16 protein-coding genes and 1 pseudogene are annotated in these 11,673 nt (G+C 61.4%); 8 read left to right on the forward strand and 9 right to left on the reverse strand.

Going from position 1 to position 11,673, the window contains the following annotated elements; translation table 11 throughout:
• Positions 1-126: 126 nt before the first annotated feature.
• Positions 127-735, reverse strand: a complete 609-nt coding sequence (locus tag G113_RS15095; RefSeq protein ID WP_005906097.1) for a 2OG-Fe(II) oxygenase — start codon at positions 733-735, stop codon at positions 127-129.
• A gap of 194 nt (positions 736-929) precedes the next feature.
• Between G113_RS15095 and G113_RS15100 the strand changes: the two genes are divergently transcribed.
• Positions 930-1,406 carry a glutathione peroxidase gene (locus G113_RS15100; protein WP_005906098.1) on the forward strand — a complete coding sequence of 159 codons (477 nt, stop codon included), beginning with the start codon at positions 930-932 and terminating at the stop codon, positions 1,404-1,406.
• Positions 1,407-1,760: 354 nt separating this feature from the next.
• Entirely contained in the window at positions 1,761-3,185 is a 1,425-nt protein-coding gene (locus G113_RS15105; RefSeq protein ID WP_005906099.1) for a DEAD/DEAH box helicase, read from the forward strand.
• A 230-nt stretch (positions 3,186-3,415) separates the two neighbouring features.
• Here the strand turns inward: G113_RS15105 and G113_RS15110 are convergent, their stop codons facing one another.
• The 4 genes from G113_RS15110 to G113_RS15125 form a co-directional block, all read right to left on the reverse strand.
• Entirely contained in the window at positions 3,416-3,859 is a 444-nt protein-coding gene (locus G113_RS15110) for an acetyltransferase (protein WP_005906101.1), read from the reverse strand.
• 32 nt (positions 3,860-3,891) lie between these two features.
• Positions 3,892-4,365, reverse strand: coding sequence for a GNAT family N-acetyltransferase (locus G113_RS15115; protein ID WP_005906102.1), 474 nt, complete (start codon positions 4,363-4,365; stop codon positions 3,892-3,894).
• 29 nt (positions 4,366-4,394) lie between these two features.
• Positions 4,395-4,727 carry a YnfA family protein gene (locus G113_RS15120; RefSeq protein ID WP_005906103.1) on the reverse strand — a complete coding sequence of 111 codons (333 nt, stop codon included), beginning with the start codon at positions 4,725-4,727 and terminating at the stop codon, positions 4,395-4,397.
• Between the two features lie 358 nt (positions 4,728-5,085).
• Positions 5,086-5,931 (reverse strand): DUF5718 family protein, encoded by an 846-nt coding sequence (locus tag G113_RS15125; RefSeq protein WP_005906104.1) that lies wholly within the window; start codon positions 5,929-5,931, stop codon positions 5,086-5,088.
• A gap of 466 nt (positions 5,932-6,397) precedes the next feature.
• On the opposite strand from G113_RS15125, the gene G113_RS15130 reads away from it, so the two are divergent.
• The 3 genes from G113_RS15130 (at position 6,398) to G113_RS15140 (ending at position 8,048) form a co-directional block, all read left to right on the forward strand.
• Positions 6,398-6,796 carry an NUDIX hydrolase gene (locus G113_RS15130; protein ID WP_005906105.1) on the forward strand — a complete coding sequence of 133 codons (399 nt, stop codon included), beginning with the start codon at positions 6,398-6,400 and terminating at the stop codon, positions 6,794-6,796.
• 257 nt (positions 6,797-7,053) lie between these two features.
• Complete coding sequence (locus G113_RS15135) at positions 7,054-7,578, forward strand: GNAT family N-acetyltransferase (protein WP_005906107.1); 525 nt, start codon at positions 7,054-7,056, stop codon at positions 7,576-7,578.
• Positions 7,579-7,706: 128 nt separating this feature from the next.
• Positions 7,707-8,048, forward strand: a complete 342-nt coding sequence (locus G113_RS15140; RefSeq protein WP_005906109.1) for an antibiotic biosynthesis monooxygenase family protein — start codon at positions 7,707-7,709, stop codon at positions 8,046-8,048.
• A 90-nt stretch (positions 8,049-8,138) separates the two neighbouring features.
• On the opposite strand, the gene pdxY is transcribed toward G113_RS15140, so the two are convergent.
• Positions 8,139-9,002 carry a pyridoxal kinase PdxY gene (gene pdxY / locus G113_RS15145; RefSeq protein WP_005906111.1) on the reverse strand — a complete coding sequence of 288 codons (864 nt, stop codon included), beginning with the start codon at positions 9,000-9,002 and terminating at the stop codon, positions 8,139-8,141.
• A 244-nt stretch (positions 9,003-9,246) separates the two neighbouring features.
• Here pdxY and G113_RS15150 point away from each other — a divergent pair, with 244 nt between their 5' ends.
• Both G113_RS15150 and mtgA read left to right on the forward strand, forming a co-directional pair.
• Positions 9,247-9,570, forward strand: a complete 324-nt coding sequence (locus G113_RS15150; protein ID WP_005906113.1) for an HI1450 family dsDNA-mimic protein — start codon at positions 9,247-9,249, stop codon at positions 9,568-9,570.
• 52 nt (positions 9,571-9,622) lie between these two features.
• On the forward strand, positions 9,623-10,306 hold the full coding sequence (mtgA, locus tag G113_RS15155; RefSeq protein ID WP_005906116.1) for a monofunctional biosynthetic peptidoglycan transglycosylase: 684 nt from the start codon (positions 9,623-9,625) through the stop codon (positions 10,304-10,306).
• Positions 10,307-10,344: 38 nt separating this feature from the next.
• Here the strand turns inward: mtgA and G113_RS21525 are convergent, their stop codons facing one another.
• Positions 10,345-10,497: a hypothetical protein gene (locus tag G113_RS21525; protein WP_169510557.1), complete on the reverse strand. Its 153-nt coding sequence runs from the start codon at positions 10,495-10,497 to the stop codon at positions 10,345-10,347.
• Positions 10,498-10,644: 147 nt separating this feature from the next.
• Here G113_RS21525 and G113_RS15160 point away from each other — a divergent pair, with 147 nt between their 5' ends.
• Positions 10,645-10,968, forward strand: a complete 324-nt coding sequence (locus G113_RS15160) for an HI1450 family dsDNA-mimic protein (protein WP_005906118.1) — start codon at positions 10,645-10,647, stop codon at positions 10,966-10,968.
• 129 nt (positions 10,969-11,097) lie between these two features.
• On the opposite strand, the gene G113_RS15165 is transcribed toward G113_RS15160, so the two are convergent.
• Together G113_RS15165 and G113_RS20665 are read right to left on the reverse strand one after the other, a co-directional pair.
• A complete protein-coding gene (locus G113_RS15165; RefSeq protein ID WP_005906120.1) occupies positions 11,098-11,472 on the reverse strand; it encodes a DUF1289 domain-containing protein in 375 nt (124 codons plus the stop codon).
• Position 11,473: 1 nt separating this feature from the next.
• Positions 11,474-11,673 (reverse strand): annotated as a pseudogene (locus G113_RS20665) (nucleotide-binding protein); the annotation flags it as partial.

Genomic DNA, 11,673 nt, shown 5'->3' on the forward strand with positions numbered 1-11,673 from the left:
ATGTGCCTTGTCAGCTGATGGCAGGGCCAGGACGCTCAGGCCGGGCAGAAAGCCGCGACACTGACCAACAAAGCGCCAATTTCTGTCCGTATCAAGCACATAGCCCCCTCCTTTCATCGACGAAGATCAACGGGGCGGATCGACCCGATCAAGGGCGGTGCCATTGACCCTGAACCAGCCCGCTATGCTGTAACGCTCCTGACGGGCAGCCAGCACCTCGTGGGGGAACTCCTCGGACAGAAATAACACCAGGCGTCCCCCCTTGGGAGAGATATCCATCAGATGTTGCTCACCGTCGTCATAGACCCGCAGCAAACCACCATCATCCGGCTGCCAGCCATTGTTGAGATAAAAGACGGAGGTGAGACGGCGGTTGGATCGCCCGGCGAAGGCATCCCGGTGGGTCGCATAGAAATCACCGGGTCGATAGCGGGCAAAGTGGGCCTCGTAATCAAAGAGTCCCAGCATCAGCATCCGATTGGCTGCGATGCGCAAGGATTCCATGCGCGCGAGGTAGGCTGCCACCGGCGCACCCAGATCCCCATCCAGCCAGTGGATCTGATCCCGGCGAATATCGGTATTGCCCCGATGCTGCCCCTCACGACCGATGCCGGCCTGTTGCCACTCATCAGGCAAGCAGGCGCGCAGCAGATCCACTTCGGCAGAGGAGAGAAAATCGTCCACTATCACCCAGCCCCGGGTGTAAATGGCATCCATGACGGCGTTGTAATCCAAGGGATAGGCTCAAAAAGTGGCAGTGGCGCTTTTTATCGGCTTTTGGGGCGCCCCACAAACCGGATTGCAACTCGATACGAGCCTCACTATCAATATGAAGGCCCTTTAGTCCGCCACTCCTTGCTCTGCGCCACCGGCTCAGCTAGCGTTGCCTCAAGATCCTGGGCGATTAATCACAGACGACGAGCACCAACATGACCCTGAACAAGCTAATTCTCACCCGCCTCGATGGCAGCGAATACCCCCAGCGCGAGTTGCAAAATAGGGTGATCCTGGTGGTCAACGTCGCCAGCCGCTGCGGTTTCACGCCCCAATACACCGGCCTGGAAGCACTCTATCGCCAGTTCTCCCCCCTGGGGTTAACCATACTGGGCTTTCCCTGCAACCAGTTTGGCGGCCAGGAACCTGGAGATGCCGACGAGATAGCCCGTTTCTGCGCGCTGGACTACCCGGTCAGCTTCCCCATCATGGCCAAGTGCGAGGTCAATGGCCCCCGCACCCACCCTCTCTATCACTGGCTCAAGGCAGAACAGCCGGGCCTGCTGGGCTCAGAGGCGATCAAATGGAACTTCACCAAGTTTCTCATCAACCGTGATGGCCAGGTGGTGGCTCGCTATGCCCCCCAGACAACCCCGCAATCCCTGGCCACCGATATCGCTGCCCTGCTCTGAGCACACTACGCCCGGATAGTTGACCGCCCATCACCACGTTGCGGGTTGCATCTCATAGCCCGCCTGTTGCCCCACCAGCCCTTTGCAGGGCCAGGGCAGCCGCCACCGATGGCGGCTGCCCTTGACCGCGATTTCTGCTATATTGTGCGCCCATGCGGATCGGTGGTGCGCCCCAAGGTGCCCGGCCGCTCGTGTTTTTCGATGGTTCACCTTCGGGTGCCAGCGCAATGTGTGTTTCTCGGTGGTTCCTCTCACGACGCCACCGCAATCGCAGTTTCTTCGGGGTTGATGGCGCCAGTAGTGTGCGTCGATCCCAGCTGAGCCAATGCTCAATGTCAGGAGTCTCTCTCTAACATGTCATTTAACGAACTGGGCCTGTCGCCGCACATCTTGCGTGCCGTCAAGGAGTTGGGTTACGAACAGGCAACCCCTATCCAGCAACAGGCTATTCCGGCCATTCTGGCAGGCCAGGATGTGCTGGGCGGCGCCCAGACCGGAACCGGCAAGACGGCCGGTTTCACCCTGCCCATGCTGCACCGACTGCTGGCCAACCATGGCCGTGGCGGACGCCGCCAGGTCCGCGCCCTGATCCTGACTCCGACTCGCGAGCTGGCCGCCCAGGTCGGTGAGAGCATCATCAAGTACGCCAATCATCTGCCGTTCCGGACCCTGATAGCCTACGGTGGCGTCAGCATCAAGCCCAATCTTGAGGCCATCAAGCTCGGGGTCGATATCCTGGTCGCCACCCCGGGTCGCCTGCTGGATCTGCTGACCCAGCGCGCCCTCACCCTGACCGAGCTGGAAGTGCTGGTGCTGGATGAAGCGGATCGCATGCTCGACATGGGGTTTATCACCGACATTCGCCGCATTATGAAGGCGCTGCCGGAAGAGCGGCAGACCCTGCTGTTCTCCGCCACCTTCTCGGACGAGATCAAGGCGCTGGCCGATGATCTGCTCAAGAGTCCGACCCTCATCGAGGTGAGTCCGAGCAACAGCACCGCCGAACAGGTCAACCAGCGCGTCATCAAGGTGGATCGTGAGCGCAAGCGCGAGCTGCTCTCCCACATGATTGGCCGGGGCAACTGGCAGCGGGTGCTGGTATTCGTGCGCACCAAGCTTATCGCCGACCGGCTTGCCCAGCAGATGGTCAAGGACGGTCTCAATACCGTCGCCATCCACGGTGACAAGACCCAGGGCGCCCGCAACCGGGCCCTTGCCGATTTTCGCGAGGGCAAGGTGCGAGTACTGGTTGCCACCGACATCGCCGCCCGCGGTCTGGACATTGACCTGCTGCCCCACGTGATCAACTTCGAGCTGCCGCAAGTGGCCGAAGATTACATCCACCGCATCGGTCGTACCGGCCGGGCCGGTCGGGGTGGCGAAGCCATCTCCCTGGTCAGCCTGGATGAGCTGGATCAGCTCAAGGCCATAGAGTCCTTGATAGGCCAAAGCCTCCCGAGCGAAATTCAGGAAGGGTACGAGCCTAGCGGAAAAGTGACGCGCCAGAGTCTGCCCAGCAACAAGCCGATACAAAACCGCGACCGGGGTGGCCACGTCAATGCCAAACATAACGTCAAGGCCAGGGCCAATGCCGCCAAGGAGAAGCCTGCCGCCCGGGGTAAACCCGCCGCCAAGCCGAAACCCAAGGCAGATGGCAGCAAAGCAGCGGCGCCGGCGCGCCAGAAAGAGCGCGTCGGTGAAGACACCGGCTTCGCTCCGATGCGCCGCCTGCCCAGAGCCCAGCGGGACGGCTATCAGGACAACTCCAACGAGGAGTAAGACAGCCTCTGTGCGGCTACTCGGTACAGCCAGGCCTGAAATACAAAGAAACCGCCCTCGGGCGGTTTTTTATTGATGCCATTTATCCTGCGGAAAGACCTTTTCGCAGCGCTCCAGCATCCGTTCCGGTTGTTCACCAAAGCTCACGCCCGACTCGGCCCCCTCGCGGTTGAAAAATCGAGGTTGGGCTGCGCGCCCTCCCCTTTGGTCGCTGCACATTCAGGGCTCCCTTACTCCAGGGCGGTCAGCACCATATGCAGCAGCGGATAGGGCTTGCCCTGGCCATCTCGCGGTGAGCGTCCCGTCACGACAAACCCCATCTGTTGATAAAAACCGAGCGCCTGCACATTCTGCTCGTTGACATCCACCCGGGTCGCTCCTTGACTGGCAATGGCATTGGCCACCAGCAGGCGGCCGACACCACGGCCCCTTGCCTCGGGGGCAACAAACAGCATCTCGATATTGCCATCACGCACGCCGCAAAAGCCGACGATACCGGCGGTGTCATCCCTGGCACAGACCAGATCAACGGCCGCGAAATAGTGCGCCAGGATCAGCGGCTTGAGGGCGGTTATCTCCGCCTCTGGCAGGAAGTGGTGGGTGGCGCGCACCGAGGCTTCCCAGATGGCGATCAGGGTCAAGTGATCCCCGGCTCTTGCTTGTTCAATCTGCATGTTCTGACTCTTGTTGTGTGGGGTGGATGACCTTATCTGAGAGGATCGTTCGTGCCTATGGCATCGCCTCGCTTGATGACGAATCCCTTCTCGATGCCCGCCTGGAAACCCAGCTTCTCGTAAAGGCGGTGGGCAGCCTCGCGTCCCTCCCCCGACAGCAACATCACCTTGTAGCACGCCCGCTCCCAGGCGATGGTGAGCGCCTGCTCAACCACCTGCTGGCTCAACCCCTGGCGCTGAAATCGGGTCGCCGTGATCACATGCTCTATGACGCCAAAGGGCCTGCCGCCATTGGTGAGGGTGGGGATCACCCCTAGCTGGCAGGTGGCGGCAAGCTCTCCATCCACCTCGGCCACGATGAGCCGCACGTCTGGCCGAGCCAGCAAGGCTCTGAGCGTCTCAAAGGCCACCTCGGGAGACAGGGGCGGGTCATGGGGACGCAACTCCCGATACAGGCTCAGCAAGCCGGCCAGATCCTGCTCGGTACCCAGTCTGATCACTGCCATAGGCTCTCCCTGGCTGCTGTGGTTCGCACTCAGGAGTGACGCGGTGCAAACATGATGATGGCCATGCCGATCAGTGCCACCCCTGAGCCGACCAGATCCCACAGAGTGGGTCTGATGCCATCCACCAGCCAGAGCCAGAGGATGGCGACAAAAATATAGACGCCACCATAGGCGGCATAGACACGGCCAGCTGCGGCCGGGTGCAGTGACAACAACCAGGCAAACAGCATCAGACTCAAGCCCGCCGGAAGCAGTAGCCAGATGCTCTTGCCCTGGGTCAGCCAGAGGTAAGGCAGATAACAGCCCACTATTTCGGCGACCGCCGTCACCAGAAACAGCGCCATCGTTTTGAATTCGACCATGATGGTAGTCTATTGCTCTCCATGTAAAAGTGACCGAATAGTAAAATAAATCATTGTCTTATGTAAGGGCTGTACGCCCTGGCGCAGTGCCATCCATCTGCTGGCATCGCTCACTTGCGGGCAAGCAACAGCGTGATACTGCCCCACCAATGACAGCCCGCCCCCGTCGGCCTTTGTCGTTGACGGTGAAGAGCCGCGAGGCAAGGCAATGGCGTAGCCTGATTGCCAATGGCCAGACAAAAGAGGAATGAGGGCTGACACAGGGTCAGGAAATCAAGAGGGGGGAGGCAAGGAGGCATAGGGTAACGGCTTGGCCTTTCCCCTGCAGACGGGGGAAGGGCCAATCGAGTGCAATTTATCAGCGGGTCTTGACCGCTTGCAGCAAGACCGACATATCCGGGCCGAACTGGCGGGTACGGATCGCCTCGCGGATATCCCTTTCGCTGTAGCGACTGCCCGGGTAGACCAGCACGCAGGACGTATCGCCAGGCTGGAGGAAGTGGCTCTCGCCGAAGGCGGTGTAGCGGGTGGCGCCTATGCTGATGAGCGCATAGGATGGGTGCCCCGCCTGGGCCAGCAGGCCCTGTATGTGCTCGGCCGGGCCTTCATCCTGCTGATGATTGAACTTGTCGATGGCCCAATCGAGCAATTGGCCGTGGAAGTAGCTGTAATCCAGCGCGGCGCTGTCGACCCCGTAGCCATGCAGCTCGCCATCGCGCTCCAGATAACAGGCGATGCGATAGTCATCCAGCTCGCAGCCAGCGGCAAAACCGCCAAGGGGCAGCAACTGGGCAGCCAGTCCCTTGCTCTCTGGGCCCCAGTTCTTCTTCTCGCTGATTTTGTTGGCATTGGGACGGCGGATGGAGCAGTCGTTGTAGGCGCCAAAGGCGCGTGGATGGATCGCCACCACCTGCTCTTGGGCATACTCCAGCTCGCACCAGAGCGCCACTTCCGGCTCTATCTGCACCTTCTCGTCACCGGTTACCGCCGCCTCTGGCAGGAAGATGGCCTGCTCGCTCAAGGGGAAGACGCCAAGTTGGCCCGTATGCCCCGGCACATAGAAGGGGAAAAGCGCCTTGGGGGCCACCTTGTCTTGCACCTGCACGGCCACAAAATCCGCCGCCTCTCCCGCCTGCTCCAGATGGCCGGCGAAGTTGCCCGCCACCCCGAGTCCGATGAACTTGCTCTGCGCTGTCACTTGCATCTCTTCACACCCTCTTTTGTCGAACCCGGGGGAACCATCGAAACGGCCCCGGCCAACTACCGCTAAAATGGCAGGAATTAGAGCACAGGGCGCCGCGCTCGCCCAGTCCGGACACGCCATCCTGTGCGCCAACCCGAACTTTTGAAGGCCGCCGGGCTCTCGCCCCTGATGGGGTGATCGCGCGACCATGAGGCAAGCCTGGACAGGGCGGCCGAATTGGAAACAGTGCGTTTCCAGCCCGGCAGCCCTGCATACTTGGGACAAGGCGGCAATTTTGTTAGGCTGCCCCTGCATCGGGGAGCCCTTGCCGAGAAAGGTCACGACGAAACAAGAGGCGATGCGGCGCGCTTCTAGCGCAGACCCGCCGCCTGGCAGGAAATGCGCGCCTGTCGCGGCCTCTGGGCTTCTTGGCCATACCCACTGAATGAGCGCCATCCAACCCAAGATCACCACAGGAAAGAAGCTGATGACACAGATAGACAAATTGGCCTGGTTAACGATTCAAGAACGCCGTTTGCTGTGCGTGCGATCTCACGGCAAGCAACGTTTCTATATCCCGGGGGGCAAGCGTGACCCCGGCGAGAGCGATGAGGCGGCGCTGCTGCGCGAAATCACCGAAGAGCTGACAGTGCAGCTCAGCCCGGCCAGCCTGCGCCTGGCTGGCGACTTCCGGGCCCAGGCCGACGGCAAGGCTGACGGCGTCATGGTGCGATTGCGCTGCTTCTTTGCCGATGGCCAGGGCTCGCCCACACCGGCAGCCGAAATAGCCGAGCTGGCCTGGCTAGGCAGTGCGGACGAGGATCGCCTCTCGGCGCCCGCCTTGCTGGTCGTGATGTGGTTGCGCGAGCAGAACCTGATCGACTGATGCCCGGGGCCGCGACCAAGATGAGCGCAGATGGGGCCATGCCCTGGCTTAAGAGCCCATCCCCTCAGGGCCGCCCTCGACAGCGCCGCTGTCGTCTTGTTATAAGAGAACCCTGCGGCCTTGCCTGCGAAGCAGGCTACGCAACGCTTCCCTTATGACCAGATAGCGAGGATTGCACGGATGCCTTCCCCCCTTATGCCCCACGCCACGTCATCGATCGCCACGCCCCCCTCGATGGGTCGGCAACACAGTGGCAGTTGCTGGCCACGACCACACTGGCAGGCCATGAAACCGCCCTCGCCAGACTCTTACAAGAGGTGGTGCAAGATGGCGCCTCCATCGGTTTCCTGCCGCCGCTCACCCTGGCCGATGCCCTGGCATACTGGCGCGGCGTAGCACTGAGCCTGCAAAGGGGAGAACGTCTGCTATGGCTGGCACTGGCTCACACCGAGCAGGGCGTCAATCTGCTTGGCACAGTGCAACTGGCCCTGTGCAACAAGGCCAATGGCCGTCACAGGGCCGAGGTGGAAAAACTGATGGTGGCCCCCAACGCCCGGGGACTGGGCATAGGGCGCGCCCTGATGACAGCCCTGGAGCAGGCGGCAAGCCAGGCGGGACGCAGCCTGTTGGTGCTCGATACCCGGGTCGGCGATGTCGCCTCCCTGCTCTATCTAGGGCTCGGCTATCAAGGCGCAGGCCAGATCCCCGCATTTGCCATCAATGGCGATGGCAGCCTGGCGGCCACCCAGTTTTTCTACAAACAGACGGTGCCAGCCTGCTGATACCGGCAGACAAGTGCCCGGCCACCAATGGTTGGGCCACCCTCAGCAGCGTCTTGCCAAGGGCAGACGCTCATCCCGCCACCCTTGATGGCAGCCCGGGTCATCGGGCCCGGGAATAAGGAGTCGATATGATACTGGAAGTCGCCCCACTCACTGTGATCCCGGGTCAGGAAGCCGCCTTTGAGCAGGCCTTCGCTAAGGCCTGCGCCCTCATCGGCACCATGCCGGGCTACCTTGGTCACCAGTTGCAAGTCTGCATGGAGCAAGGCAACCAGTACCTGCTGCTGGTGCAATGGCAGAGACTTGAAGATCACACCGAGGGATTTCGCGGCTCGCCCCAATACCAGCAGTGGAAGGCCCTGCTGCATCACTTCTATGACCCCTTCCCGACCGTACGGCACTACCAGGGCGTCATGGCCCAGGCCCCGGGCCAGCCCCTCCTCTATCCGGGGCGCGAGCAACCCGCCTGAACCGGGATGTGTCTGAGCACAGTGCCAGATGAGAGAGGGCTCCCGTGGGGAGCCCTCTTGTTGCTTGGTGCCAGGATGCGGACACCCGACTCATCCCAGCGATTCGGCCCGCACCCTTATCTCGGGATCGGCGAAGGCCGCCTGCACCGCAATGAGCTGCAGTTCATAGGCATCGGCTTGCCAGCTGTGCAACAAAACGGCATCGACGGCGGCATTGGTGCGCTCGAAGGCGCTGACGGCCTCATGACCTGCCAGCAAATTGGCCAGCATCAGGGCACTGATCAGATCGCCGACGCCAACGGGCTGGCGGGGAAAATCATAGAGGGGACGATGGATAAGATGGTCCCCGTCCGGGGTGCAGAGCAACATCTCGAAGCGGCCCGGCTGGCTGGCCGCCCGGCCCAGATGCTTGACCAGTACCAGGCGGACCCCTTTGGCCAGCAGGCGATGAGCCGCGGCCCGCGCCTGCGCCAGGGAGTCGATGTGCGACTCGCACAATGTCTCGAGCTCCAGCAAGTTGGGCGCCAGCATGTCCGCCACCGCCAATGCCTTGTGCGTCAGAAAATCGGTGACGCCGGGGGCGACGATGCACCCCTTCTCGGGATGACCCATCACGGGATCGCAAAAATAGATCGCTTGCGGGTTGGCTCCCTTGACCGCCGCCACCACGGCGAGGATCTCATCGCCTTGCTCGCTTGAGCCAAGATAGCCGCTCAGCACGGCATCACACTGACCCAGGACCTCGATATTGGCCAGCCCCTCCCCCAAGGCGCGGATATGGCCCGCAGGCATCGCCATGCCCTGCCAACCCGCCTGATACTGGGTATGATTTGAAAATTGCACCGTATTGACCGGCCACACTTCCATGCCGAGACGGCGCATCGGGAAGACGGCAGCGCTGTTACCGGCGCAACCAAACACCACATGGGACTGGATGGAGAGAATTCGTTTCATGGCAAGGCTCGAAGGCAGAAAAAGAGAAGAGCGCGCAATATAACGGATGAAGGCCGGTGACGGCCAGTCCCCGACCCGCGTCCCCCCTTCGGGAGCATCTCGGGTAGCAAGGCAGAGAGAAAACCAGACGCAGCATGGGACAGGCAAGGCATATCGCGGCCAGACTATTTATGAGGGGTCGACTCTGTGGTTTAATGTCGCGCGCGGCTAGGCCGCTCCCCATTCGCCATCAACCGGAACTCTTATGTCCATACCCTTGCAGCACAGCGTCGACACCCTGCTCAATACCGCCCTCGAACTCTTTATGGAGCTCGCCTCCGACAACCTGCCCGAACACGAGATAGCCCTGTTCAACCAGGCCTACAACGATCGCGGCCTGCTGGCTGAAGCCGAACCGGGTGATGACTGGGATGCGGATGTGGGCTTCGAGGTGACGGACGCCGATTATGCCGAGATCTGGATAGGCCTGGAAAATAGCGAGCAAGAGGTCGAACACCTGTTCGCCCGCATGCTGATTGCCCGTGCCGTGGACGAGAAGTTCTGCCACATCGAATGGTTGCCCGACTAATCATGCGGGCCGCCCCTCTCCTTTGCCCAATACACCGCAACGACATGGTGCCATGCTGAGCTGGCTGTGGCGCATTCTGGTCGGCGCTCTGCTGCTGTCGGTGGTGATGGTCGCGCTGCTGCGTTTCCTGGATCCTCCCATCTGGAGCTGGCGTATCGAACGCGCCATCTCGCCCCCGGCCCCCATCAAACAGGTGGAACATGACTGGGTTGCGCTCGATGCCATCTCTCCCCAGTTGCAACTGGCGGTGGTGGCCGCCGAGGATCAGCACTTCCCGGATCACAATGGTTTTGACATGGCGGCCATCAGCTCAGCTTGGCAACACAACGAGCAAGGAGGTCGGGTGCGCGGTGCCAGCACCCTCAGCCAGCAAACCGCCAAAAACCTCTTTATGTGGAGTGATCGCAGTTTTGTGCGCAAGGGGATCGAAGCCTGGTTCACCCTCTTGATGGAGCTGGGCTGGAACAAGTCCCGGATCCTCGAGGTGTATCTCAACATCGTCGAGTTCGGTCCTGGCATCTATGGCGCCGAAGCGGCAGCCCGTCACTACTTCCACAAACCTGCGGCAAGACTGACTCGCTACGAAGCGTCACTGCTGGCGGCCGCCCTGCCCAATCCCTGGCGCTATCGGGTCTCCCCTCCCTCCCCTTATGTGGCGCAGCGCGCGGCCTGGATCCGTCGCCAAATGAGCCAACTTGGCCAAGTGACACTCAATCGCATACACGGGGTGAAATAAATAGAGTCGTGAGTTGCCCGTCCTGGTGCCGGGCGGCATTACGCCTTATCTTCTTTTGCTTTCGCAGGGATCGCCAAGGCCGGGGGGCCCAGATGGCCACCCACCGTCTCCCGATGCAGAGGCAGATAGTGCCACCACCAGGTCTCCCGCCTGCGCCGAATTTGCAACCGCTGCCCTCGTCGCTTCATCATGACTCTCCTGAAGATCTGAACGCCCGACCCACTCTTTCCCGGTCATCAGCATAGTGCCCTATACAGGGGTGAACCAGCATAGGGCTCGCTGGCTGACGACGCCAATCCTTGTTACAGTATCGCGTCTCAAGCATCTGGAGTGATTTCATGGAACAACGTACCCCGGATCAGCTGGTCGAATGGGCCTATGATCAGTTTCTCGAACAGGCAGCCGACATGCTGGCGCCCGAACAGATCGTCGACATTACCCTGGAGTTCGAACAGCGCGGCGCCGTGGAGGCAACCCTGCCCAATGCCGACTGGTCTCGCGAGCTTGGGGTGCCCGTGGATCTGGAGCGCTGGGCCGAGGTATGGATAGGCCTGCTCGATCATCAAGATGAGTTCGAGGTGATCTACGCCAGTTATCTGCTGCCCCGCCAGCAAGGTGATGATGAGGTCCATGTTCGCTGGTTCCGCCACGAGCAAGCCTGACGCCTGCTCTTGGCGGTTCACCGGCATAGCCTCAAACCGCCGGCGGATCTGCAAAAATGACGATCGAAAAAGGGCGCCTTGTGGCGCCCGTTTTTATGTTGGCAATCGGCCCCACTCACCAGGGGTGGCTCAGACAGGAGTCTCGGCAAGGATTGCCTTGCTCAGGCAAGCCTCGCACCAGCAGACAGGCGCATCGCTCATGGGCAGGGCCGGCAACTGGCTGCACCAGCACTCACTGATCCCCTTGCCCGCCGAGACGGCGCAGTAAGCCGGTTCGCCACAGCCAGGGCAGACATGGGTACTCTGAGGCTGATCATCCGGCGCCGGCATCACGGCCACCACAGGACTGGGCGAGGCAAGCCCTCTGGTCGTCAGGGTCGCCATGATGGCGAGCTGCTCGGCCTCCGTCATGGTGGACCAGCGCCCGATCTCGCTCAAGGTGCGGCCACACCCCAGACAGAGGTCGCCCTTGGCCTCACAGCGCTGGACACAGGGACTCGCCATCTCAGTCCTGCTCGCCCTGCGCAGTCTCATCCTGCACCGATGGCGCGGCAACCAGCCGAATGCAGTTTGGCTCTATCACGATCAGCCCCTGCTTGTAGAGGCCGCCGATCGCTTTTTGAAGGTGCCCTTGCTCATGGCCAGCAGCTTGGAGATGAGTTCTGGCTCGCTCTTGTCACCCAGCGCCAACTCGCCGCCCTGCTT

It is taken from the genome of Aeromonas molluscorum 848, assembly GCF_000388115.1.
Lineage (GTDB): Bacteria > Pseudomonadota > Gammaproteobacteria > Enterobacterales > Aeromonadaceae > Aeromonas > Aeromonas molluscorum.

Bases quoted from the DNA above. Each gene is read 5' to 3' on its own strand.
- G113_RS15100 (WP_005906098.1), top strand. From the start codon at position 930: ATGACCCTGAACAAGCTAATTCTCACCCGCCTCGATGGCAGCGAATAC.
- G113_RS15105 (WP_005906099.1), top strand. From the start codon at position 1,761: ATGTCATTTAACGAACTGGGCCTGTCGCCGCACATCTTGCGTGCCGTC.
- G113_RS15110 (WP_005906101.1), bottom strand. From the start codon at position 3,859: ATGCAGATTGAACAAGCAAGAGCCGGGGATCACTTGACCCTGATCGCC.
- G113_RS15115 (WP_005906102.1), bottom strand. From the start codon at position 4,365: ATGGCAGTGATCAGACTGGGTACCGAGCAGGATCTGGCCGGCTTGCTG.
- G113_RS15120 (WP_005906103.1), bottom strand. From the start codon at position 4,727: ATGGTCGAATTCAAAACGATGGCGCTGTTTCTGGTGACGGCGGTCGCC.
- G113_RS15125 (WP_005906104.1), bottom strand. From the start codon at position 5,931: ATGCAAGTGACAGCGCAGAGCAAGTTCATCGGACTCGGGGTGGCGGGC.
- G113_RS15130 (WP_005906105.1), top strand. From the start codon at position 6,398: ATGACACAGATAGACAAATTGGCCTGGTTAACGATTCAAGAACGCCGT.
- G113_RS15140 (WP_005906109.1), top strand. From the start codon at position 7,707: ATGATACTGGAAGTCGCCCCACTCACTGTGATCCCGGGTCAGGAAGCC.
- pdxY (WP_005906111.1), bottom strand. From the start codon at position 9,002: ATGAAACGAATTCTCTCCATCCAGTCCCATGTGGTGTTTGGTTGCGCC.
- G113_RS15150 (WP_005906113.1), top strand. From the start codon at position 9,247: ATGTCCATACCCTTGCAGCACAGCGTCGACACCCTGCTCAATACCGCC.
- mtgA (WP_005906116.1), top strand. From the start codon at position 9,623: ATGCTGAGCTGGCTGTGGCGCATTCTGGTCGGCGCTCTGCTGCTGTCG.
- G113_RS21525 (WP_169510557.1), bottom strand. From the start codon at position 10,497: ATGATGAAGCGACGAGGGCAGCGGTTGCAAATTCGGCGCAGGCGGGAG.
- G113_RS15160 (WP_005906118.1), top strand. From the start codon at position 10,645: ATGGAACAACGTACCCCGGATCAGCTGGTCGAATGGGCCTATGATCAG.
- G113_RS15165 (WP_005906120.1), bottom strand. From the start codon at position 11,472: ATGGCGAGTCCCTGTGTCCAGCGCTGTGAGGCCAAGGGCGACCTCTGT.